The sequence below is a fragment of the Pseudoxanthomonas sp. CCNWLY206-1 genome, from assembly GCF_039710385.1.
GTDB lineage: Bacteria > Pseudomonadota > Gammaproteobacteria > Xanthomonadales > Xanthomonadaceae > Pseudoxanthomonas_A.
The window spans coordinates 617,470-641,551 of the sequence record NZ_JBDKXI010000002.1 but is presented as its reverse complement, the minus strand read 5'-3'; the positions used below and the strand labels follow the sequence as shown (position 1 = coordinate 641,551).

The following is a 24,082-nucleotide window of genomic DNA, read 5'->3' as shown; positions in this document are numbered from 1 at the left end:
GACAACCTTCGTGAAACGTGACAAGCCGCACAGCCACGAAAACATAGGTTGCCAAGCGTAAAAAGTTAGTTATTAATGTGGGCGTCAGCAATATCGCCCAGTGCCCGTCGGAAGGGGAAAGACCGTGGGGCTAATCCCAAAAAGCCAGTCGCCGCTCATTGGCGTCGACATCAGTTCGACTGCGGTCAAGCTACTTCAGCTTTCCCGCGTCGGTAACCGCTATCGCGTGGAGCACTACGCGGTCGAGCCGCTGCCGCCCAACGCGGTGGTGGAAAAGAACATCGTCGAGGTCGAGGCGGTGGGCGAAGCCATTCGCCGAGCGGTGACGCGTTCCGGCAGTAAGGCCAAATACGCTGCCGCCGCGGTGGCAGGGTCCGCGGTGATCACCAAGATCATCCCGATGCCGGCCGATCTGGACGAAAACGATCTGGAAGCCCAGATCGAGCTTGAAGCGGTCAACTACATTCCATACCCGATCGAGGAAGTGAACCTCGATTTCGAGGTGCTGGGTCCCATGCCCAACAATCCCGAAATGGTGCAGGTGCTGCTGGCAGCGTCGCGCTCGGAAAATGTGGAGCTGCGGCAATCAGCCCTGGAGCTGGGCGGATTGACTGCCAGGGTCATGGATGTGGAGGCGTTCGCGGTTGAGAACGCGTTCGCGTTGCTGGCCAGCGATCTGCCGATCCCCCAGGACGGCGTGGTCGCCCTGGTCGACGTCGGTGCCACCATGACCACGCTGAATGTTCTCCGCCGCGGCCGTAGCCTGTACAGCCGCGAACAGGTGTTCGGCGGCAAGCAGCTCACCGACGAAGTAATGCGCCGCTACGGCTTGACCTACGAGGAAGCCGGCTTGGCCAAGCGCCAGGGTGGTTTGCCGGAAAGTTACGAAATCGAAGTGCTGGAGCCGTTCAAGGAAGCCACCGTCCAGCAGATCAGCCGTCTGCTGCAGTTCTTCTACGCCGGTAGCGAATTCAACCGGGTCGATCAAGTTGTGCTGGCGGGTGGTTGCGCGGCGCTGCAAGGTTTGCCGGAGATGGTTGAGGAACAGTTGGGCGTGCCCACGGTCGTCGCCAATCCGCTGGCCCAGATGACCCTCGGCCCGCGTGTGCAGGCGCATGCGCTGGCGCAGGACGCTCCGGCTCTGATGATCGCCACCGGCTTGGCTTTGAGGAGCTTGGACTGATGGCAAAAATCAACCTACTTCCCTGGCGTGCCGAGCGGCGCGTCCAGCGGCAGCGCGAGTTCTACGCGATGCTGGGCGTCGCGGCCTTCGCTGGCGTGCTGCTGTCTTTCCTGCTCTGGTTCCACTATGACCGCCAGATCAGCGGCCAGCAGGCACGCAACCAGTTTCTTGAAGCGGAGATCAAGAAGGTCGAAGCGCAGAACGAACAGATCAAGGAACTGGACAAGCAGAAAGACCGTTTGCTGGCTCGCAAGAAAGTCATCGAGGAACTGCAGGCCAATCGTTCGCAGATGGTCCACTTGTTCGACTCTCTTGTCCGCACGGTACCGGACGGCCTGGCGCTGGCCAACATCAAGCAGGAAGGCGAAGTGCTGACGCTGCAAGGCCGCGCCCAATCCAATGCGCGCGTCAGCGCCTACATGCGCAACCTGGAAAGCTCCGGCTGGATGACCAAGCCTGATCTGTCGATCATCGAGGCAAAGCCGGAAGACGGCAAAACCCCGTTGGCGACCAGCCAGAGCCGCGAACTGCCTTACGCATTCACGCTTCAGGTCCGGCTTGCCAACCCGAATGCCAAGACGGAAGACGACGGCACCGTTCCTGTAGATGGCGCGGTGACGCCTGTCGAGACTGGGCCCGCGGCTCCCGCACCGGCTGCTACGCCGCCGCAAGCCGCGGCGCCGGGTTCCACAAACCCGGCCGCGACACCGCCAGCACCCGCCGCAAGTCCAGCTTCGGCGCCGGCTCAACCTGCCAGTACGGCACCGGCGAATTGAGGAAGCGACCATGAATCAGAAAAAGACATCGCTTAAGAACCTCGATTTCAACAACATCGGCGGTTGGCCGCAGAACGCCAAGATCGGTTTCTGCGTGTTGCTCTCCATATTCATTCTGGCATTCGCCTATCTGCTGCTGATCAAGGGCAAGGTGGAAACACTGGAAGGACTGGAGCGAACAGAAGTCGATTTGCGCACCAAGTTCGAAACAGAACAAGGCAAAGCCGCCAATCTGGAACCACTGAAGCAACAGCTGGCACAGATGGAGCAGGTGCTGCAGCAGATGTTGCGCCAGCTGCCCAGCAAGACGGAAATGCCGGATCTGATCATCGATATTTCACAGACCGCGCTGTCCAGCGGCCTGGCGAACGAATTGTTCCAGCCAGGGCCCGAAACACCCAAAGAGTTCTACGCCGAGAAGCCCATCTCGCTACGCATGGTGGGCAGCTACCATCAGTTCGGTGCGTTCGTCAGCGGCGTAGCTTCGTTGCCGCGGGTGGTGATCCTGACCATGCACGACATCTCGCTGAAGCCGAAGGAAAGCAAAGGCGCCATTTCCAGCCGGGGTGCGCTGGAGCTCTCCGGCACGGTCAAGACCTACCGCTACCTGGATGAGAAGGAAATTCAAGAACAGGAACAGGCGGCTGCCGACGCGGCGAAGGCGGGCGCGAAATGAGCAAGCGGACGAATAGCACGCTTCGACTGACTGCGTTCACCTGCCTGGTGTTGTTGTTGGCCGGCTGCGCCCGTGGCATTACCAGTACGCCGGGTGACGCACCTAATCTGGAAAAATGGATTGCCGACATTCGCGCGCGGCCGGCGCCGCCGCTGGAACCCTTGCCGGTGATGCAGCAGTTCGAAACCTTCGAGTACGCCGCACAAGGGCTGCGCGATCCTTTCAGCGATGCCTGGAACAACAGCGATAGTCCTGGATTGCGTCCGGATCCGAACCGGCGCAAGGAAACGTTGGAACAGTATCCGCTGGACAGCCTGGACATGGTCGGCACCATCGGCCGCGGAGCGGGTTTGATTGCACTGGTAATGGCTCCGGACAAAGTGACCTATCGGGTACGTCCCGGCACTTACATGGGACAAAGCGATGGCCGGGTCACCGCGGTCCGGGAAGATGGCATGGAACTTGTCGAACTAGTGCCGGATGGCGCAGGCGGTTGGCTGGAACGGCCTGCTGCTATCGCGCTTGAAGATCAATGATTGGGGGATACACGATGACCGCTTTGAATGCCTACAGCCTGCGGCCGTCCCGGCGCCTGGCCTTGCACCGGGTTTGCTCTTTGGGACTGGCAATCGGCTTGTTGGCTGCCGCCAGCGCTGCCAGTGCCGGATCTCCGGGAGCGCAGACTGCCACGCCTAATGTGGCGGCTACGACCAAGGCAACGCCTGCCACTGTTTCACCCGGCACCGTTTCGGTGTCCAACATCGATTTCCGTCGGGGCGATGGCGGCGCGGGCCGCTTGATCCTGCGTTTCGATGGACAGGGCGCCATGCCGGACCTGCGCAACCAAGGCGCCAATGTCATCGTGGATGTCGGCAATGCCACATTGCCTGCTTCCTTGCAGCGGCCGCTCAACGTGGTGGATTTCGCCACCCCGGTGCAGCGTATCGACGCAAGCGTCAAAGGCAACGGTACGCAACTGGTGCTCAGCACTCAGGGCAACTTCGAATCCCTGGCGTATCAGACCGGCAACGAATATGTGGTGGAGATTGTGCCGCGGGCTGCACAGCAGGCCGTTGGCGGTTCTTCTTCTGCCAGCACAGCGGTAGCCACCGCGGCTGCCAAGGTGGCTGCGACCGCGCGTCCGTATAGCGGCCGGCCGGTAACGTTCAACTTCCAGGATGTGCCGGTGCGGACCGTCCTGCAGCTGATCGCCGAAGAATCCAATCTCAACATCGTCGCCTCCGATACGGTGCAGGGCAACGTCACGCTGCGCCTGGTCAATGTGCCCTGGGACCAAGCGCTGGACATCGTGTTGCGCGCCAAAGGGCTGGACAAGCGCCGCGACGGTGGTGTCGTATGGGTAGCGCCGCAGCCGGAACTGGCCAAGTTCGAACAGGACAAAGAAGACGCGCGCATCGCGATCGAGAACCGCGAAGACCTGGTCACGGACTACATCCAGATCAACTATCACAATGCCGGCGTGATCTTCAAAGCACTGACTGAAGCCAAAGGCATTGGTGGCAGTGGTGGTGGCGGTGGCGGCACTGGCAACAGCCAGAACGATAACGGGTTCCTCTCGTCACGTGGGCGTGTTGTCGCCGACGAACGCACCAATACGCTGATGATCAGCGACATCCCGAAGAAGATTGCGCAGATGCGGGAACTGATCGCGGTTATCGACCGACCTGTGGATCAGGTGCTGATCGAAGGCCGGATCGTGATCGCTACCGACTCCTTCGCACGGGATTTAGGTGCACGGTTCGGCCTTTCTGGTCGTCGCTCTGGCGATCGCACTCAGATCATTGGTGGCAACGTCGTTGATAACGTCAATGTTGGCAACGGCGATGATCGCGAGCTGCCGCGTGACTTGAACGTCAACCTGCCTGCCAGCGGTTTCATCACCAACTCAGCTGCCAGCATTGCCTACACGCTGCTGGGGCGGAATTTCGATCTTGATCTTGAGTTGTCGGCATTGCAGGAAGAAGGTCGCGGTGAAGTCATTTCCAACCCGCGCCTGGTCACCACCAACCAGCGAGAGGCGGTGATCAAACAAGGTCGCGAAGTTGGTTATCTGACCGTCACCGGCAGTGGCACCGGCGTCGCCACGCCGACGGTGCAGTTCAAGGAAGCCCTGCTTGAGCTGAAGGTCGTTCCCACCATTACCAGCGACAACCGGGTGTTCCTGTCATTGAACGTGAAAAAGGATGAAGTGATCCGCTTCATCAGCTTGGGCGACTTTGGCTCGGTCCCAGAGCTCGCCCGCCGCGAGATCAACACCGCGGTCCTGGTGGATGATGGCCAGACGGTAGTGATCGGCGGCGTATATGAATTCTCCGACCGCAGCAGCATCGCCAAGGTGCCGTTCCTGGGCGACGTGCCCTTCCTCGGCAATCTGTTCAAGAAGAAAGGCCGCGCCAAAGACAAGGCTGAGCTGCTGATCTTCATCACGCCCAAGGTGCTGCGAGTGAGTGGCGCAGCCGCAAAGCCGTAAGAACCGGAAGATGGGTTTAAAAAGGGGGCGTAAGCCCCCTTTTTTATGGAGCTGGGTTGAGCGTCTGAACCAAGTAGCTGATTACTGAGTCGAGGGAGCGAGTCATCCAAACGCGACCACGGACGGGCGGTCATGTGGCACCCGCTTTGGTTTTCGAGCGGCAAGCCTGAATCGCACTGCGCCACAACGCGAAATACCTGAACCATCGGCGCGTACATCGGTCAAAATCGGCTGGTCACCGCAGCGAAGCCTTGCCGATGGATAGTTCCGCCAGCCCAAACCCCTCTTTGCTCGACTCGGATCACGCTCGTCTGCACCAGGCATTCAGCGCATTGCGCGATGGTTTGTCGCAAACGATCGTGGGGCAATCGGCGCTGGTCGAAAGTCTCTTGATCGCGCTGTTGGCGGACGGTCACCTGCTGGTGGAAGGCGCTCCGGGCCTGGCCAAGACCACGGCTGTTCGGGCGTTGGCCTCCCGGTTGGAAGCGGATTTCGCGCGGGTGCAGTTCACGCCGGACCTGCTGCCGGCCGATCTGACCGGTACCGAAGTCTGGCGTCCGCAGGACGGGCGTTTCGAATTCCAGCCCGGGCCCATTTTCCACCCCATTCTGCTGGCAGACGAAATCAATCGCGCACCCGCCAAGGTGCAGTCGGCGCTGCTGGAGGCGATGGGTGAGCGCCAAGTGACGGTTGGCCGGCAGACCTATCCATTGCCGCAGTTGTTCCTGGTGATGGCCACCCAGAACCCGATCGAACAGGAAGGCACCTTCCCGCTTCCCGAAGCGCAGCTGGATCGGTTCCTCATGCATGTACGCATCGGCTATCCGGCGGCGGAAGCGGAGGCGGAGATCCTCAATCTCGCTCGTGCTCGTGCCCGAGACACGCTGCGGCCGGTGGCTCCTGTGCTTGAGAAGATGCCGATAGAGGACGTCTTCGCGGCCCGCGCCGCCGTGTTGGACCTGCACATGGCGCCGCAACTGGAGCGCTACTTGATTGAACTGGTGTTGGCTTCGCGCGACGCCCGGCGCTACGACCCGCAGCTGGCCCGGCGTATCGCCTGGGGTGCCAGCCCACGCGGTTCGATCGCGCTTGAGCGTTGCGCACGGGCGCGTGCATGGCTGGCGGGGCGCGATTACGTCACGCCGGACGACATTCGCGCCATCGCACCCGATGTGTTGCGTCACCGCGTGCTGCCCAGCTACGAGGCTACCGCCGAAGGATGGGACGGCGACAAGCTGGCGACGGCCCTGCTCGATATCGTGCCGCTGCCATGAGAACGTGTTCACGATCGTCTTCAAGGCATGTAGAGCGGAGCTTGCTCCGCTGTTTTTCGCGGCTGTTTCGTATGAGAGCAGCGGAGCAAGCTCCGCTCTACGTGATCGCCGGCCGTTGCGACGGCCTCATCGTTACTGACTGGGTATTCTCGCGAGGCGCGGTACCGGGTGGCTGACGGTCTAAAACCCACGCTGGCCGAACTGACGGCGTTGCGCCGCGTCGCGCAGCGTCGGGCGCCCGCACGAAAGGGGCGCCACAATCTGACCGGGCCGTCCGCATCCAGCTTGCGCGGGCGTGGCATGGAATACGCAGAGTCACGCGAATATGTCGCCGGCGACGATGTGCGGCATATCGATTGGCGCCTGACCGCGCGCAGCGGGCGTACGCATACCAAACTGTTTCAGGCCGAGCGCGAGCGCTTGACGCTGTTGGTTGCGGACACCTCGCCAGCGCTGTACTTCGGAACCCGCGTGCGCTTCAAATCGGTGCAGGCGGCGCGAGCTGGCGCGGTAGCGGTGTGGTCGGCGATTCGCGACGGAGACCGCGTCGCGATTATCCGCGGCAGCGCAGAAGAAGCCCCGGTGCCGCCGGCATCCGGCCCGCGCGGTGCGCTGCGGGTGCTGGATGCGCTGGTGCGCTGGTATGCCCAGCCGCCTCGCGATGACGCGGGCTTGGCGGCGGCGCTCGACAACGCGGGCCGGCTATTGCGTCCGGGTTCGCGACTGATCGTGTTGGCTGACCCACGCAGCATTGCCGCTGTACCGGAAACGCGCTGGCCGGCGCTGGCAGCCCATCACGAGGTCGTAGTGCTTCTGCTGACCGATGCGCTGGAACGCGAGCCGCCATCGGACGTGCTGCCATTCGTGGTGGGCGACCGCCGGGTGGAACTCGACCTGAGTGTCGCAGCGCAACGCCAGCAATGGCGCGATGAATTCGTGCGGCCGATGGAGTCTGCGCTGGAAAAACTCCCGCAGCGAGGCGTTCGCGCCTATTCGCTGGCCAACGACGCGCCGAGTGAATCATGGCTGCCGTTGCTGGGCCGTGCGCAACCGCAGGTGGCCTGATGCAAGCAGAAGCCTTGGTCCTGCGCGATGTGCATGTGCCGCCCGCACCGTCGTTGTGGCCGCCAGCACCCGGCTGGTGGCTTGTCATCGGTGTGGTGGCGCTGGTGCTGGTCTTCGGTGCCATCCTGCTATGGCGTCGTCGCCGACGCTTGCGGACCTGGCAACGCATGTTCGATGAAGCGAGCCTCGCCCCACAGCCCGCGCTTCAAGCGGCGGCGATCTCCGAACTGCTGCGCCGTGCCGCGCGGCGCGTGGATGCCAAAGCCGATCGCTTGCACGGCGAAGAGTGGCTGCGCTTTCTCGACGGCAAACAGGGAACCGACTTCTCGCGTGGGCCTGGCCGCGTACTGCAGGATGGTGGGTATCGCCGCGAGCTCGACGAACGCCAGCTGGCACAGGCGAAAACCGCTGCACGTGCGCGGTTTCTGGAACTGATGGCGAGCAAACGATGAACCTGCCGCTGCCTGACATCCAGGATTTATATCAAGGTTTCGCGGGATTCGCCTGGCCATGGTTATGGCTCGCGTTTCCGTTGCCTTGGCTGGCGCGGTGGCTGCTGCCAGCACGTCGCAGCGATTCCGATGCATTGAAGGTTCCCACCGGCTGGCATCTGGACGCCATTGCCGGAGCAGGAAGCGGTGTTGGCCGAGCGACGCGCGCGACCGCGGTGGCTTGGCTGGCTTGGTTCCTGCTGTGCACGGCGGCGGCGCGTCCGCAGGAATTCGGCGAACCTATCTCGCCGCCGCAAAGCGGACGCGACCTGATGCTGGCACTGGATCTGTCCGGGAGCATGACCGAGACGGACATGGAACTGGGCGGCGGCGTCGTGGATCGGTTGACCGCAGCCAAAGCAGTGCTGGCCGACTTCCTGGATCGACGCACTGGCGATCGGGTCGGGCTGCTGGTCTTCGGTCAGCGCGCCTATGTCATGGCGCCGCTGACATTGGATTTGGATACCGTGCGTCAACAACTGCGCGACAGTGTTGCCGGTCTGGCTGGACGCGAGACTGCGATCGGCGACGCGATTGGTTTGGCGGTCAAGCGGTTGCGCAGGCAACCGGAAGGCCAACGCGTACTGGTCCTGTTGACGGATGGCGTCAATTCCACGGGAACACTGACGCCGTCGAAGGCGGCGGAACTCGCGAAGCAGGAGGGCGTGCGCGTGCACACTATCGCCTTCGGCAGCGATGGCGGATCGATGAGTATTTTCGGTCTGGCAATACCGCAGAGCGCGCCCGAGGCGATCGATGAAGCGACGTTGCGCCAGATCGCGCAGCTCACCGGTGGGCGTTCCTTCCGCGCCCGCGATACCGATGAGCTGGTGCAGATCTATGCGGAGTTGGATCGCATCGAACCCGTGAAACGTGCCGGGCAAGCCGTTCGCCCGCGGATAGAACGCTATCCGTGGCCGCTAAGTGGCGCTCTGCTAGTCGCATTGCTGGGTTTCGCATGGTTGAGTTGGACCAATGGGGCGAGACGTCGCTCATGAGCATCTGGCTGTCCTCGCTTCACTTTCTGCGCCCGCATTGGTTCTGGGCGCTGCTCGCACTGCCGTTGCTATGGGCGCTGTGGAGGAGGCGCCGACAACGCCAGAATGTATGGCGTAATCAGGTCGACCCGCATTTGCTGCCACATCTGTTGGCGCCCAACGACCGTAGCGTGCGTGGTGCATTCGTGGGAATGACGTTGGCGTATGTGTTGGCTGTAACGGCGCTGGCGGGCCCCAGCTGGCGGCAGGAAGAGCAGCCGCTGTGGCGGTCCAGCGCGCCACTGGTGCTGGCCTTGGATCTTTCCAGCCGTATCGGCGCGGCGGACTTGCCGCCATCGCGATTGCTGCAGGCACGTGCCAAGCTCGCGCGCCTGCTGCGAGACCGCACTGGCGGGCAGGTGGCGCTGGTGGCTTACGCGGGCGATGCATTCACGGTAACCCCGTTGACCGACGATCCCGCCAATGTTTCGCTCTTCCTCGATGATCTGTCGCCTGACGTGATGCCGCTTGACGGACAGCGTGCGGACCGCGCGATCGAATGGTCGGTCCGACTGCTGAAGCAGGGTGGTTACGACACCGGCGACATCCTGGTAATGACCGACCGATCGGATGCGGCAGCGCGTGATGCGGCGCAGGCTGCCGCTGTGCAGGGATTCCGGGTTTCCGTCCTGGGCCTGGGTACGCCCTCCGGCGCGGCGTATCGCAACGCCGAAGGCAGCATTGGTCACGCCGCGCGCGATGATGGCTCACTGCGTGCGCTGGCCTCAGCGGGGCGAGGAAAGTATGAAGTGCTAAGCCGCGACGACGGCGATCTGCGCGCGCTTGGCGTGTTGAACCCGCAAGCGTCCGAGGCCACTACCGATGGCGCGGCCGGCAAGACATGGCGAGACGAAGGTTACTGGCTGCTGTTGCCGTTGTTGCTGCTTTCCTTGTTTGCGTTCCGCCGTGGTGGCGCTGCCGCGGCGTTGGTGCTGTGCCTGGGATTGCCGCTATCCGCGCCGGCACACGCCGCGGAGCGCGATTGGTGGCAGCGTCCCGATCAGCGGCAGCACGAGCAAATCGCCTCGGGTGCGGAGGCCTATCGCAAGGGCGATTTCGCGGCGGCTGAAAAAACCTTCAGCGACATCGACACGGCTACCGGCTGGTACAACCGTGGCAATGCGTTGGCAAAACAAGGCAAATACGACGAAGCCATTTCCGCCTATGACAAGGCGCTCGGTCGCGAGCCGGGCATGCAGGATGCCATCGCTAACCGCGCCGCGGTGGAAGCCGCGCGCAAACGCCAGCAACAAGGTGGCCAAGGCCAGCAGGGCGAAGGCAACGAAGGCAAGGATCAGAAACAGAAGTCGGGCCAGGATCAAAGCGGGCAGCCGCCGCCGCCGGACGCCGAAAAGAATGAAGATTCGAAAGGCGATCCGCAGAACACCGGCTCGCCACCGCCATCATCACCGCCGGCTGAACCAGGACAGCCGAAGGATGAAAAGACCTCGGATGCGCCCACCGCTCCGCAGCCAGACAATCCTCAGGACGCGAAGTCGCAGCAGGCAGCCGATGCCGCCCAGCGCGAACGCATGCGGCAGGCCATGGCGGGCAAGCAGGGAGAGGAACAGAACGGCCAACCACCCAGCAAGGCAGTGCAGTCGGAAACTGCGGAAGAACGCGAACGCCGGCAAGCTTTGGAAACCTGGTTGCGGCGCGTGCCGGACGAGCCGGGCGGTCTGCTGAAATCCAAATTCCGGCTGGAACACGAACGTCGGCAAAGGGAAGGACAATGAAGCGCGCTTTTGTTTTCGCGGTGCTGTTGCTGCTGGCGCCGTTCTCCAACACCGCGCTCGCCGCCGCACGTGCCTGGCTGGAACAGCCGCAGGTCGCGCTGGGCGAATCGGTAACGCTGAATGTCGAGACCGACGAAGTATCCGCCGTTCCCGATCTCACGCCTTTGATGGCCGATTTCGCGCTGGAAGGCCAATCCAATAGTCGCAGCGTGCGCCTGATCAATGGGCAGATGACTTCGAAAACGGTGTACGCCGTCATCCTTGCACCCAAGCGTGCTGGTGAGCTGCGGATACCACCGCTGCGTATCGGCGGGCAACAGACGGCGCCGCTGACGTTGTCAGTAAGCGCGAATGCGAGCGCTACGACGCCCTCCGCCAACGGCAGCGCCATGGCGTTCCTGGAAACCGAGATCGACGATGCCAATCCTTATGTGCAGCAATCGGTCGGCGTGACCGTGCGCCTGTACTACGCGGTGCCATTGGTATCTGGCCAGTTGGATCTGGATCCGCCGGAAGGAGCGCTACTGCAGCGGGTGGGCGAGATCACGCAGTCCACGCGGGAGATCAACGGCCGCCGCTACAGCACCGCCGAGCGTCGTTTCCTGTTAGTGCCCGAACGCAGTGGTTCGCTGACCATTCCCGGGCCGCGCTTCGAAGGGCGGGGTGCAGGCAATTGGATGGATGACCTGCTGGGCGGCAATAGCCGCGAGATGCGCATCAACGGCGCACCTCGCACCCTGCAAGTGCGCGCGCAACCGGCAGCTGCGCCGCAGCCGTGGCTACCGCTGCGTGATCTGCGCCTGCGCTACGTGGCGGCACCGCAATCGTTGCATGCCGGCGAAGCGGCGACATTGGCCGTCGAAGTCACCGCACTGGGCGCCACCCAAGCGCAGATGCCTGAGTTGCCCACGCCTTCGGTACCTGGCGCGCAAGTGTTCGCCGAACCACCGCAGTACGATGAAACATTCGTGGGTGGCACCCCGCAGGTGAAGCTGACCCGACGCTACTCGGTGGTGCCCTCCAAGACGGGCGGACTGGTGATTCCGGGGATATCGATGGCGTGGTGGGATGTGCGCGCCGGCACGGCCAAAACGGCGTCGCTGCCGGATCTTGATTTGCAGGTGGCCGCAGGTAGTGGCGGCGTTTCTGCGCCGGCCTCCGCGGTGCCGGATCCCTCCGGCGACGTGAGCGAAGACGGCGTGTTCACTGTTGATGGCGCGCAGCGGAATATTCCTTCGCAACTCTGGCCGTGGCTGGCTGCCGGCTTCGGGTTGCTGTGGCTGGTCACGCTGGTCTGGGCGCTCCGGAAACGCACTCCAATGCCACGTCCGCGCGCCGCCTTGTCGCCGTCCTCCGGCGAAACGCCAACCGCATCCACTGCCACCCGCACACTGTCCGATCTCAAGCGTGTACTGGACACTGGCGATCTGGTCGAAGCGGGTGAAGTGCTTTGCGCCATGGCCTCGCCACCTGCCAAGGACCTGGATGAATTGATCGCACGCCTGGATAACCCGAGCCAGCGTGATGCGGTCGAGCAACTACGGCGGGCTTGCTGGGCAGGAGGCGACATTTCCGCCGCTCGGGCCGCTGTGTGGCAGGCTTTTCGCCAAGGCGCGGCATGGAAAGTCACCCCGAAGCCGCCGCAGGAACCTTTGCCGCCGCTATATCCAAGGGCGTAGCGCGAGGATCATCCGCTACCCATGCTACTGATGCGTGGATGGCGCAATGGGCGGTTCTTGAAGACGAAGTCACCCAAAGAACCGCTTTCGATGTTGTGACGAGAGGAATCTCGAAAATCGATGGGGCGTTCGTCTCTGGCGCGCCGCGCAACAGCCGCCTGCGCCGGGTTTGCTAAGCTTCTGCCTTCACTCGCAGGGCAACCCCATGACCGAAGCCAAAAACCCCAAATCCAAACTTCCGCTGCACTGGAAGATGGCCATCGGCTTTGGCGTGGGCCTGCTGTTTGGTCTGATCGTGCATGTCACCGGCAACGCGGAAGCCGGCTGGGTCCAAAACTTCACGACGTACGTCACCAATCCGTTTTCCAAGACATTCCTCAACCTGATCTTCATGTTGATCGTGCCGCTGCTGTTCTCGGCGCTGGTGGTCGGCATCGCGGAGATGGGCGATATCCGCGCGCTGGGCCGTATCGGCTGGAAGACGCTGGCCTACACGGTGGTGTTGTCGGCGGTGGCGGTGCTGCTGGGATTGGTGCTGGTCAATGTGTTGAAGCCGGGCGTCGGCGTGGACCAGGCGCTGGCCCAGCAGTTGCTGCGCGAGAACGCCGAACGAGCACAGCAGATCGTCGCCAGCATCGACAAGCAGCCGAAAGGCCTGGACATGCTGCTGTCCATCGTGCCTGACAATGTGTTGAGCGCGGCGTCCAATAACGGCTCCATCCTGGCGCTGATGTTCTTCGCGGTGATGTTCGGTGTCGGTCTGGTGCTGACGCCGTCGAAGAATACGGATGTCCTGAAGCGGATCATCGAAGGTGTGTTCGAGATTTCGATGACGTTGATCGGGCTCGTCATCCGGCTGGCGCCCTACGCGGTGGCCTGCTTCATGTTCAATCTGGCCGCGATCTTTGGCTTCGATCTGCTGTTACGTCTTGGTGCCTACGTGGGCGTGGTGGTGCTGGCGTTGGCGCTGCACCTGTTCGTCAACTATTCGATCGCTTTGAAGTTGGCTGGTTTTTCGCCACTGAAGTTTTTCCGCGGCAGCCAGGAAGCCATGGTGATGGCGTTCTCCACGGCATCCAGCAACGCGACTTTGCCCACCGCCCTGCGTGTGGCCGACGAGAAACTCGGCCTGCCGCGGCAGGTATCGCGCTTCGTGCTGACCGTCGGCGCCACCGCCAATCAGAACGGCACGGCGCTATTCGAAGGCGTGACCGTACTGTTCCTGGCCCAGTTTTTTGGCGTGGACCTCACCCTGACTCAGCAGTTCATGGTGATGCTGGTGTGCATCCTGGGCGGTATTGGAACGGCGGGTGTGCCCTCCGGTTCACTGCCCGTGGTGGCATTGATCTGCGCCATGGTGGGTGTGAATCCGGTCGGTATCGGGTTGATTCTGGGCGTGAATCACTTCCTGGATATGTGCCGCACCACTCTGAATGTCACCGGTGACCTGACCTTGGCGACCCTGGTGGCCAAAGGCGAAAAAAGCGAAGTCCGGCTGCCCGACAGGGAATAGGTTTCCTTTTGGTATCGGCCCGACGACGCCCCGCCACTGCGGGGCGTCGTCATTTCCGGTGTGTGTGGTACGTGAAGACAAAGCGCGATTCCTGCGAGCGGTGGGTCTTTCCGGAGTACGTAACACGCAGTCGGTTTCTGCGCCGATGGAAGACTGTGGGACAATGAGCTGCCCGCAGACCGCCGGGTGCCGCCTGAACACCCCAACTCGCTATGACGACGCCTGCCTCCAATAAGCCTGGCCGCCGCCAGCTTGCCAACGCCATCCGCTTCCTTGCCGCCGACGCTGTGGAGGCCGCCAAGTCCGGCCATCCCGGCATGCCGATGGGCATGGCCGATATCGCCGAAGTGCTATGGAACGATTACCTGAGCCATAGCCCGAAGAACCCGCACTGGTTCAACCGTGACCGCTTCATTTTGTCCAACGGCCATGGCTCGATGCTGCAGTACGCATTGCTGCATTTGAGCGGCTACGACCTACCGCTGGAAGAGTTGAAGAATTTCCGTCAGCTGCACAGCAAAACCGCCGGCCACCCGGAACGCCATGAAACCCCCGGCGTCGAAACCACTACCGGTCCGCTGGGCCAAGGCTTCGCCAATGCCGTCGGCTTCGCACTGGCTGAGAAGCTGCTGGCGCAGCGCTATAACCGTCCCGAATTCGCCATCGTCGACCACCGCACCTGGGTGTTCATGGGCGATGGCTGTTTGATGGAAGGCATTTCGCATGAAGCGGCATCGCTCGCCGGCACCTGGGGCCTGGGCAAGCTGATCGCGTTCTGGGACGACAACAAGATTTCCATCGATGGCAATACCGCCGGCTGGTTCACCGACGATACGCCGGCGCGCTTCGAAGCGTATGGCTGGCAGGTGGTGCGCAACGTCAACGGCCACGATCCTGTCGAGATCAAGACCGCTATCGAAACCGCGCTGAAGTCCGACGACCGGCCCACGCTGATCTGCTGCCGCACCACGATTGGTTTTGGCGCGCCCAACAAGGCCGGCAAGGAATCCTCCCACGGCGCGCCGCTGGGCAAGGAAGAGCTGGAAGCTACCCGCAAGGCGCTGGACTGGTCCTACGGTCCGTTCGAGATTCCGCAGGAGATCTACGACGGCTGGCGTGCCGCCAATACCGGCTTGGTGCGCGAGGAACAGTGGAACATGCTGTTCGACAAATACGCCGCACAGTACGCCAGTGAAGCGGCCGAACTGTCGCGCCGTTCGCACGGTGAGCTGCCGGAAGATTTCGCCACCGCTGCCGACGCATACATCGCCAAGTTGCAGGCTGACGGCCTCACCATCGCATCGCGCAAGGCGTCGCAGATGGCGATCGAAACCTTCGCGCCGCTGCTGCCGGAACTGATCGGCGGCTCGGCCGACCTGGCGCATTCCAACCTGACCTTGTGGAAGGCCAGCAAGTCGGTCGCCACCGACGACCCCGACGCCAATTACGTGTATTACGGCGTGCGCGAGTTCGCGATGACTGCGATCAGCAATGGCTTGGCGCTGCACGGCGGCTTCATTCCGTTCGATGCCACCTTCCTGGTGTTCAGCGACTACGCCCGCAACGCGGTGCGCATGGGCGCGCTGATCCCGGCACACAACATCCACGTCTACACGCACGATTCGATCGGCCTGGGCGAAGATGGCCCGACCCATCAGCCAATCGAGCACTTGGCGTCGCTTCGCTACATCCCCAACAACGACGTATGGCGTCCTTGCGACGCGGTGGAGTCGGCCGTGTCGTGGCGGGCTGCGATCCAGCGTAAAGATGGCCCCAGCTGCCTGGTGTTCTCGCGCCAGAACCTGCAGCACCAGCCGCGTAGCGAAGCCCAGGTGGCGGACATCGCCCGCGGCGGTTACGTGCTGGCGGACGCGGAGGGTACTCCGGACGTCATCCTGATCGGCACTGGCTCGGAAGTCGGATTGGCCGTGCAGGCCAAGGCAGTATTGGACGCGGAAGGCCTCAAGACACGCGTGGTGTCGATGCCGTCGACGGATGTTTTCGACCGCCAGCCGGCCGAATACCGCGAATCCGTGCTGCCGAACGCCGTGCGCAAGCGCGTGGCGGTGGAAGCGGGCATCACCGATTTCTGGCGCAAGTATGTCGGCCTGGATGGTGCGGTCATCGGCATGACCGGCTTCGGTGCTTCCGCTCCGGCCGAGGCGCTGTACAAGCATTTCGGTATTACCGTCGAGAAAGTAGTCGAAGCGGCGAAGTCGCTGCGCTGATCGCCAGCGGTCCGTCCGATACCTGATATTTGCGACACCACAGGCAAATTTCACCGCTCGCCCGACGTTTGCTGGAAAGCAGGGAACTGCGACAGATGGAAATCTGTCGCATAGGTGCTCTCAACGGTTAGGGGTCATGTCGCGCAGGCAATGGACCATCGGTTTCAAGACGGCATCATGGCTGCCCTGGTTGCAGCGGGGTAAGCCTTGGTGGGTGGCCGTCGGCGTCGTTGCGCTGGCCGGATTGCTGACATTCGCGTTCAAGAGCCTGTGGCAGGAAATCAGCTACGACCAAGTCGTAGCGGCGGTGCGCGGCGTCGCTACGGCCGACGTCGCGCTGGCGTTGCTGGCCACGGCCGCGAGCTACCTGGCACTGAGTGGATACGACCATTCATCGCTTCGCTATGTCGGCGTGTCGGTGCCTTATCGATTAGTAGCGCAGACATCCTTCATCGCTTATGCGCTGACCAACACGATCGGCCTGGGTGTGTTCACCGGCGGTGCGGTGCGGATGCGCCTTTATGGTGCCGCCGGCGTGGAGGCGGGCCTGATCTCACGAGCCATCGCTTTCAATGCAGTGGCCTTTGGGTTGGGCATCGGTACGGTCGGAGCGTTGGGCTTGCTGTGGGATGCACAGGAACTCGCTTCATTGATACGGGTTCCGGCCTGGCTGCTGTCGATGGGCGCCTGCGTGGTGCTAACCGCCATCGGTGCCTTGCTGGTGTGGTGTCGCGACGGCCGCGAACGCCGATTGTTCGGCCGTTTAACCCTGCGTTTGCCACCCGCGTCGCTGGCGTTGCGCCAATTGCTGTGGTCGGTGCTGGATATCCTGGCGGCAGGTGCTGCGTTGTGGGTGATGTTGCCCGATGGCGCCATCGGCTTTCCGACCTTCGTTGGTTTTTATGCCGCCGCACTGGTGCTGGGCGTAGTCAGCCATGTACCCGGCGGACTGGGTGTATTCGAAGCGGTCATGCTGGTCGCGCTTGGTGGGCGAGTGCCTGGCGAGGCGCTCGCGGGCGCGCTTGTGCTCTATCGCCTGATCTACTACGTGTTGCCGCTGGTGCTGGCCCTGCTGCTCATGATGCTGCACGAACTGCGCCGCGGCGTTGCCGCGCCGCTGACTGGGGCGATTAGCAGCCTGGCGCCTTTGCTGCTTGCCGCTTACACGCTGGTGGTGGCGGTGGTGGTGCTGATATCGGGCGTGACCCCGGCCAGCGAAGAAGCCACGGCATTGCTGGCGCTGCACGTGCCGTTGTCGCTGGTGGAGGCTTCGCACTTTCTCAGCAGTGTGGCGGGGCTGGCGTTGTTGTTCGTTGCGCGCGGCATGTTGTCGCGACTGGATGCGGCCTGGTGGGCGGGGTTGGGGTTGGCGCTGATGAGCCTGTTGATGGCGCTCCCCAAAGGCATTGCCCTGGGGGAAGCGGCGCTTCTGATCTCGCTGGTGATAGCGCTGACTGCATCTCGCAAGCAGTTCAAGCGCAAGGCCTCGCTATTTTCGGTGGCGTTCACCGGTGGCTGGTGGCTGGCGATCGGCGGCATTCTCGCCGCGCTGATCGCGCTTCTGTTCTTTGCTTACCAAAGCGTGGATTACACCCACGAGTTGTGGTGGCAGTTCGAATTCGATGGCGATGCACCGCGCTCGTTGCGCGCACTGGTCGGCATCGCTTTATTGGCGCTGGTACTGGCGGTGCGCCAATTATTGCGTCCTGCATCTTCGGCCTGGCAGCCGCCCCACGCGGACACTTTGGCGCGCGCTGAACAGATCATCCGCCAGCAAGACAATGCCGACGGTGTGCTGGGGTTGACCGGCGACAAACAGTTTCTATTTTCCGAAGCAGGGAACGCCTTGGTGATGTTCGGGCGTCAGCGACGCTCGTGGGTCAGTTTGTTTGATCCGATAGGGCCGGAGCACGAACAGGCCGAATTGGTGTGGCGCTTCGTCGAGGTCGCGCGGGAGGCGGGAGGACGCGCATGTTTCTATCAGGTGCGCCCGCAGTCGCTATCGATGTATCTGGATGCTGGCCTGCGCCTGTTCAAATTGGGCGAGTACGCCCATGTGCCGCTGGCCGGTTTCTCTCTGGAAGGAAAACCGCGTTCCGGCCTGCGCTACAGCGCCAAGCGTGCCGCACGCGAAGGTGCGGAATTCGAAGTGGTGCCGCTGGAACAAGTGCCTGCGATTCTTGAAGAGCTGCGCGCCGTTTCCGATGCTTGGTTGGCCGAACATCGCGCGGCGGAGAAACGCTTCTCGGTCGGCGCCTTCATCGACAGCTACGTGTTGAGGCAGCCGGTGGCAGTGGTGCGTCACGAAGGCCGCATCGTCGCCTTCGCCACGTTGCTGACCACCGATACGAAAGCGGAGGTCAGCGTCGATCTTATGCGTCACCAGCCGGAGATGCCCTACGGCACCATGGACTTCCTGTTCGCCGAGCTTATGCTGCATTTTCGCGAGCTTGGCTTCCAGCGGTTCGGGTTGGGGATGGCGCCTCTGTCGGGCATGGCCAAGCATCCACTTGCCCCGTTCTGGCATCGCGGCGGTCGGCTTTTGTTTGCGCACGGCGAGAACTTCTATAACTTCCGCGGCTTGCGCGCATTCAAGGAAAAATTCGATCCGCAATGGGAAGCGCGTTATCTGGCGTCGCCAGGTGGAGTGGCTCCGTTGCTTCTGTTGGCCGATATCGCCGCCTTGATCAGTGGCGGTTTGAAGGGCGTCGTCGCGAAATGATCAAGAACCTGATGGTGGCACTGTGGCTTGCATGCTTGCTTGTGCCTGCAGTGCACGCGCAGGAGCACATTTCGCATGGCGCTTTCGATCGCGTTGCGTTGTACCGGCCATCGACAGAGGCTGATCAGGTCGTACTGTTCCTCTCCGGTGAAAGCGGTTGGGACCAGAGCATGGATTCTGCGGCACGCGCGTTGGCCAAAGAAGGCGCGATGGTGGCCGGCATCGATATGCCCCGATTTCGCACCGCGCTGGGCAAGAGCGCCGGCGACTGCGCACTACCGGATGGCGACCTGGAAAATCTTTCGCATTACCTGCAAGGGTATGCACGTCAGCCGACGTACCGTACGCCCTTGCTCGCCGGCTACGGAACCGGCGCCACGCTGGCCTACGCCATGCAAGCGGTAGCGGACAAGGACACGTTTGCCGGTGCGATCTCGATATCCTTCTGCCCGCGGCTAGATCTGGGTAAGCCGCTGTGCGAGCGCGCCGACAGGCATCTCCTGAAGGAAACGAAAGGCAATATCTCGATGCTGGCGCCGGTTCCGGAACTGTCTCAACCTTGGGTGGTGTTGCAGGCAACGAATGACCATCGCTGTGCCGTGGCGGGTGTGCACGATTTCGTTGTCCGGACCAAGGGTGCGGCTTTGTCGGTATTGCCCGCTACCGGCCGAAATGCCTGGACGGAAACAGCCTTGCCCGCGCTCCTCGCGAGCTACCGCGAACTGGCCGCCCATCACAAAGTCGCGCTGCCACCGCCACCCGCGAAGCTGGTCGATCTTCCTCTGATAGAGATGCCAGCCACCGGCAACAGCGATATTTTCGCGGTCCTGCTCAGCGGCGATGGCGGCTGGGCCGGGCTGGACAAGCAAGTAGCGGCCTCGCTGGTCTCCAAGGGTGTTCCCGTCGTGGGATTCGATTCACTGCGCTACTTCTGGAAAGCGCGTGACCCCAACGGATTGGGGATCGATATCGACCGCATCGTCCGCTACTACGCAGGGCATTGGGGCAAGAAGCGGGTCTTGCTGATTGGCTACTCGCAAGGCGCGGATGTATTGCCTTTCGCAGTCAATCGCTTGCCCGCGGCATCCCGCGCGCTGGTCGCGCAAACCGTGCTCATGGGATTAGGAAAAAACGCATCGTTCGAATTCCATCTCGCCAACTGGATTGGCAAGGATGACGGCCTGCCTATACTGCCGGAGGTGATCAGGCTGCACGAAGCGGACACGCTATGCCTTTACGGAAAGGACGAAGAAGACTCGCTATGCCCTGAAATTCCGCACGGGCATGTGCACGCGCAAGCGCTGGCAGGAGGTCATCATTTCGATGGTGCCTACGACAAGCTCGCCGAACTCATCGTGCAACGCGCCGAGCAGTAGACGGTAAGCGGCCAGCTGAAAGGCCTTTGCTTCGCCTCCCCTTTATAAAATGGCAGTCAGGAGGATTTGTTTTTGTCTTTAGTGGCGCAAGAAAAGTAGTGCCCAACCCGGCGCGAAAACGCCGGTTTCAGGTAGATCATCAAGGCAAAACACGGGTCCGCAGGGGCGATGGTTCGTCAGCGCTTGAAGTGGAAACGCCCTAACCGGCCGTTTTCGACAATGCCCGCGAAACCAGTCGGGCATACAACCATTCGCTCCTGTTGGCTGGTCGCTCGAGTCCCATCCGCTGCAATGCCTCGCCATCCGTTTGCTTGCCCGACAGCACTGCGCCACAGAGCGTTCGCAGTTTCCGGGGGAGTGTTGCGGTTTCGGCCTTCAACCAACCCAGGGCTTTCACCAAACGCTGCTCCACCGGGGTGAAGTCGCTACCCAATGGATAGTCTGGCAGCGTCCCGTCACGTCGGAAAACCGCCAGCTTTGCGCTCAGGAGCGCAGGTAGGTTTTCCTGGCAGTCGTCAGGCGCGACAAAGTCGCTTCGCAGCTTCTTGGACTGCTTCGCTGTTTCCAGCAATTCCGCCTGAAACCGCGCGTCGGTGATCATCGCCATGGCGATGACACAATCTTCGTCGTTGCGGCCGTGCAGGTCGGCGATGCCGTATTCGTTGATATAGATATCGCGCAGATGTCGCGGAATGGTGGTGTGGCCGTAGTTCCAACGCACATTGGATTGCACCTTGCCAGCATCCTCGCGTACTGCGCGGAACATCAGGGCGGAGCGGGCGCCATCCAGCGCGTGCGCCATGGCCACGAAGTTGTATTGGCCGCCGACGCCGGAAACGATCCGGCCGTCTTCCAGGCCATCGGATGTCGCCGCGCCTAACGCAGTTGCGATCATGCAGGAATTGAAGAAGCGGGCTTCGTGGCGCTGCAACCTCTCGAGCCCCTCATTGCCGCCGTATAGCTGATTGATCTCGCTGATCCGGCGCATGCCAATGGCGCGGCGTTGGTCGTCGGGGAGCTGCCGCAGCCAGTCATAGAACTCCGGCGAGCCCAAGTAGAACGCGCCATGCAGGTATTCGCCGTCGCGTTCGAGCCGCGCCTGATCGCCGAGATTCGCAGTGCCATCGGCGAGGCGGCGCATCAATAGTTCGTCGTCCACGACCTTGCGGCGGATCACGCCGGTTTCCACCAGCCGTTTGAAGCCTTCGTTGATCATCTCGCTGCAGCCGTACAGGCCAATCTCGAACGGTTCCAGTCCACCACTGGCGATCACCGTCGGATGCCGTTCGATCTCTGGATCCAGCGCTGCCAGGACACGGCGATACGTGCCGTTGTCGACGTGACGGAGTACCAGCGCGTGGCACAGCGCGTCAGCCAGGGCGCCGATGCCGATCTGCAAGGTGCCGCCGTCGTGCACCAACGTGCTGGCATACAGGCCGATCGCGTATTCGGCGTCCGCCACGGGTTGTCGCGGCAGGCCGAACAGTTTGGGATACGGTCCCGGCGGCGTGACAACGGCGTCGAAGAACGCCGCTTCCACTACGGCGGTACCGCCTATCCACGGCAGCTGCGGATCGATCTCGGCGACCAGCAGCGGACGCGGCAGTCCGCGTGCCACGATGGCGTCCACCGCATCCTGGGTCAGATCGTTATTGCTGGAGAGCGACAGGCGCGTACCGCCCGGTTCGCGTGCCACTTTCTGGATAATGATGTTGACTTGCCGTTCGGCCAGCGCCCGCGCCACGTGGGTGTAATTGAGGCTGGCGTAATGACGTTGCGCCTGTGCCGACCGCAGCAGGGCGCCCGATTGCATGTAGAACTCTTCCACTTCGATGTTCGCCGGCAGCGCATCGCGCTTCATCGCCTGCACGTAAGCCAGCTGCGGAAAGTCGCCGCCGAAGTGACGCTCGGCGAATGGGCCGATGAAGCGACCTTCCAGACTTGCACCGCCAACGGGCGGATCCAGGGACAACGCTGTGTACAGATGCCACCGCCGGGTGGTGTCGCCTTCGATCCGCGCATACAGCGCGTTCAACAAGCGATGCGGTTTGCCGATGCCCAGCGGCGCCCCCATGCGGATGGTGGCCGGCGTATTCTGGAGAATGAAGTCGACGGCGTCGTCGAGGCTTTCTAGTAGGAGAGTCATGGCGGGCAGCTTAGGCGATGTCGGCCGGCGTTTCGACTTGGTGGTCCATTGATATGTCCCAGGCGCGCGGACGCTCAGGACAACCGACGGCAATTGCAGGCCACGCTATTCCAGGGTGCGTATCTCATCCGCCAGCCGGCGTACTTCCTCCGGGTGGTGGCTGACGTAGACGATGGGCAGGCGAATTTCATCGCGGACGCGCTGAAGGTAAGGAATCAGTTCTTCGCGCCGGGCTTGGTCCAAGGCGGACAGGGGCTCGTCGAACAGCAGGATGGCTGGTTGCGAGAGCAGTGCACGGCCCATCGCGACGCGTTGGGCTTCGCCGCCGGAGAGATGGGTCGGCCGGCGTTTCAGCAGTGCGGCGATGCCCAATAGCTCGACGATGGCATCGAAGCCGAACCGTGGTGTGCGGTCTCGGCCGTGGCGGCCGTACAGCAGGTTGCGACGCACATCCAGGTGCGGGAACAGGCGCGCGTCCTGGAACACGTAACCGACATGGCGCCGATACGCCGGCACATCGATACGTAGCTCGCTATCGAACAAGCAACGTCCATCTATTTCGATACGCCCCGCATGCGGCTTGAGCAAACCGGCGATCGCGTTGAGCACGGTGGTCTTGCCTGCGCCGGAAGGCCCCGTCAGAGCGGTGACGCGTGCCTCCGAATCCAACCGCACGTGCCGTCGGAATCCACCGCGCCGCAGTTCGACATCCAGGCGCAGCATCAGTGTTCCTCGCTTCCGCGATGACGCCGCACGAGATATTCCGACAGCATCAAAGCCAACAGGGAGATGGTGACGGCGACCGCCGCCAATCGCCATATGCCATCTTCGGCGCCGGGAATCTGCATCAGTCCGTAGATCGCCGACGACAGGGTTTGCGTTTCGCCCGGGATATTCGATACGAACGTGATAGTGGCGCCGAACTCTCCCAATGCCTTGGCAAAGGCCAGCACTGCGCCAGCCACCAGTCCCGGCCAAGCCAGTGGGAGCGTGATGGTGAAGAAAACCCGCCAGGGGCCGGCACCGAGTGTCGAAGCCGCTTGTTCGAGTCGGCGGTCGGTACTCTCCAGCGAAAGGCGGATCGCACGCACCATCAACGGGAATCCCATCACCGCGGACGCAAGCGCGGCGCCGGTCCAACGGAAAGCGAATACGACACCGAAATGATTTTCCAGGAATGCGCCCACAGGACCTTGTGTTCCCAAGGACACCAACAACACGTAACCCATCACCACCGGCGGCAGTACCAGTGGCAAATGCACCATGGCGTCCACCAAGGCCTTGCCTGGAAAGCGGCGTCGCGCCAACAGCCACCCCAGCGCCACGCCGAAAGGCAGACTGGCGACCGACGCCACCAGAGCCACTTTCAGGCTCAATGTGATGGCAGTGATTTCTTCGGGCGAGAACCAGGGCAAACGGGCCGCCTAGAGGGTGTTATGGACGTTGGGATGAGATGTGTTGTTCGCCAACGCCGTTGCAGCAACACGCCCGGCGCCGACCTTGGGTGGTGTCCAAGGCAAGCCGGGCAACGCGGCTGCGGCGGGGCTGGCGGACACCCCTTCGGGAAGGTCGCGGTTGCGGCACCATGCAGCGTCGCACGCGCTAGTCAGGCGACCAGCGTGCCCGGCGCCGTCCATCTTGCCTGGCGCCGCAACCGTGGCCTTTGCACTCATTCGAACGTCCATAACA

General features: G+C 62.5%; 19 protein-coding genes. 15 read left to right on the top strand and 4 right to left on the bottom strand.

Annotation, left to right across the window (positions count from 1 at the left end):
* Positions 1–124 precede the first annotated feature (124 nt).
* The 15 genes from AADW18_RS07010 (at position 125) to AADW18_RS06940 (ending at position 20,247) form a co-directional block, all read left to right on the top strand.
* A complete protein-coding gene (locus AADW18_RS07010; RefSeq protein ID WP_337342634.1) occupies positions 125–1,183 on the top strand; it encodes a pilus assembly protein PilM in 1,059 nt (352 codons plus the stop codon).
* Positions 1,183–1,959, top strand: a complete 777-nt coding sequence (locus tag AADW18_RS07005; RefSeq protein WP_337342633.1) for a PilN domain-containing protein — start codon at positions 1,183–1,185, stop codon at positions 1,957–1,959. Before AADW18_RS07010 ends, AADW18_RS07005 begins: the two co-directional genes overlap by 1 nt.
* Positions 1,960–1,969: 10 nt before the next feature.
* Complete coding sequence (gene pilO / locus AADW18_RS07000) at positions 1,970–2,635, top strand: type 4a pilus biogenesis protein PilO (RefSeq protein ID WP_337342632.1); 666 nt, start codon at positions 1,970–1,972, stop codon at positions 2,633–2,635.
* Positions 2,632–3,171 carry a pilus assembly protein PilP gene (locus AADW18_RS06995; protein WP_337342631.1) on the top strand — a complete coding sequence of 180 codons (540 nt, stop codon included), beginning with the start codon at positions 2,632–2,634 and terminating at the stop codon, positions 3,169–3,171. The genes pilO and AADW18_RS06995 overlap by 4 nt, the downstream gene beginning before the upstream one ends.
* A 14-nt stretch (positions 3,172–3,185) precedes the next feature.
* Positions 3,186–5,126, top strand: a complete 1,941-nt coding sequence (locus tag AADW18_RS06990) for a type IV pilus secretin PilQ family protein (RefSeq protein WP_337342630.1) — start codon at positions 3,186–3,188, stop codon at positions 5,124–5,126.
* A gap of 257 nt (positions 5,127–5,383) precedes the next feature.
* Positions 5,384–6,400 carry a MoxR family ATPase gene (locus AADW18_RS06985; protein WP_337342629.1) on the top strand — a complete coding sequence of 339 codons (1,017 nt, stop codon included), beginning with the start codon at positions 5,384–5,386 and terminating at the stop codon, positions 6,398–6,400.
* A gap of 168 nt (positions 6,401–6,568) precedes the next feature.
* Entirely contained in the window at positions 6,569–7,465 is an 897-nt protein-coding gene (locus tag AADW18_RS06980; protein ID WP_337342628.1) for a DUF58 domain-containing protein, read from the top strand.
* Positions 7,465–7,917 carry a DUF4381 domain-containing protein gene (locus tag AADW18_RS06975; protein WP_337342627.1) on the top strand — a complete coding sequence of 151 codons (453 nt, stop codon included), beginning with the start codon at positions 7,465–7,467 and terminating at the stop codon, positions 7,915–7,917. Before AADW18_RS06980 ends, AADW18_RS06975 begins: the two co-directional genes overlap by 1 nt.
* The gene (locus AADW18_RS06970; RefSeq protein ID WP_337342626.1) at positions 7,914–8,954 is read left to right on the top strand and encodes a VWA domain-containing protein; all 1,041 of its coding nucleotides are present in this window, start codon (positions 7,914–7,916) and stop codon (positions 8,952–8,954) included. The genes AADW18_RS06975 and AADW18_RS06970 overlap by 4 nt, the downstream gene beginning before the upstream one ends.
* On the top strand, positions 8,951–10,729 hold the full coding sequence (locus tag AADW18_RS06965; RefSeq protein ID WP_337342625.1) for a tetratricopeptide repeat protein: 1,779 nt from the start codon (positions 8,951–8,953) through the stop codon (positions 10,727–10,729). Before AADW18_RS06970 ends, AADW18_RS06965 begins: the two co-directional genes overlap by 4 nt.
* Positions 10,726–12,408 carry a BatD family protein gene (locus AADW18_RS06960; RefSeq protein ID WP_337342624.1) on the top strand — a complete coding sequence of 561 codons (1,683 nt, stop codon included), beginning with the start codon at positions 10,726–10,728 and terminating at the stop codon, positions 12,406–12,408. The genes AADW18_RS06965 and AADW18_RS06960 overlap by 4 nt, the downstream gene beginning before the upstream one ends.
* Before the next feature lie 205 nt (positions 12,409–12,613).
* On the top strand, positions 12,614–13,921 hold the full coding sequence (locus AADW18_RS06955) for a dicarboxylate/amino acid:cation symporter (RefSeq protein WP_337342623.1): 1,308 nt from the start codon (positions 12,614–12,616) through the stop codon (positions 13,919–13,921).
* Positions 13,922–14,133: 212 nt separating this feature from the next.
* Complete coding sequence (tkt, locus tag AADW18_RS06950; RefSeq protein ID WP_337342622.1) at positions 14,134–16,149, top strand: transketolase; 2,016 nt, start codon at positions 14,134–14,136, stop codon at positions 16,147–16,149.
* 136 nt (positions 16,150–16,285) lie between these two features.
* Complete coding sequence (gene mprF, locus AADW18_RS06945) at positions 16,286–18,871, top strand: bifunctional lysylphosphatidylglycerol flippase/synthetase MprF (protein WP_337342621.1); 2,586 nt, start codon at positions 16,286–16,288, stop codon at positions 18,869–18,871.
* Entirely contained in the window at positions 18,868–20,247 is a 1,380-nt protein-coding gene (locus tag AADW18_RS06940) for an AcvB/VirJ family lysyl-phosphatidylglycerol hydrolase (RefSeq protein WP_337342620.1), read from the top strand. The genes mprF and AADW18_RS06940 overlap by 4 nt, the downstream gene beginning before the upstream one ends.
* A 199-nt stretch (positions 20,248–20,446) precedes the next feature.
* Here AADW18_RS06940 and AADW18_RS06935 read toward each other — a convergent pair whose 3' ends face one another.
* The 4 genes from AADW18_RS06935 to AADW18_RS06920 form a co-directional block, all read right to left on the bottom strand.
* Entirely contained in the window at positions 20,447–22,393 is a 1,947-nt protein-coding gene (locus AADW18_RS06935; protein ID WP_337342619.1) for an acetyl-CoA hydrolase/transferase C-terminal domain-containing protein, read from the bottom strand.
* A gap of 105 nt (positions 22,394–22,498) precedes the next feature.
* Complete coding sequence (locus AADW18_RS06930; RefSeq protein ID WP_337342618.1) at positions 22,499–23,116, bottom strand: ATP-binding cassette domain-containing protein; 618 nt, start codon at positions 23,114–23,116, stop codon at positions 22,499–22,501.
* Positions 23,116–23,808: a molybdate ABC transporter permease subunit gene (modB, locus tag AADW18_RS06925; protein WP_337342617.1), complete on the bottom strand. Its 693-nt coding sequence runs from the start codon at positions 23,806–23,808 to the stop codon at positions 23,116–23,118. Before modB ends, AADW18_RS06930 begins: the two co-directional genes overlap by 1 nt.
* A gap of 9 nt (positions 23,809–23,817) precedes the next feature.
* A complete protein-coding gene (locus AADW18_RS06920) occupies positions 23,818–24,066 on the bottom strand; it encodes a hypothetical protein (RefSeq protein WP_337342616.1) in 249 nt (82 codons plus the stop codon).
* Positions 24,067–24,082: the final 16 nt, after the last annotated feature.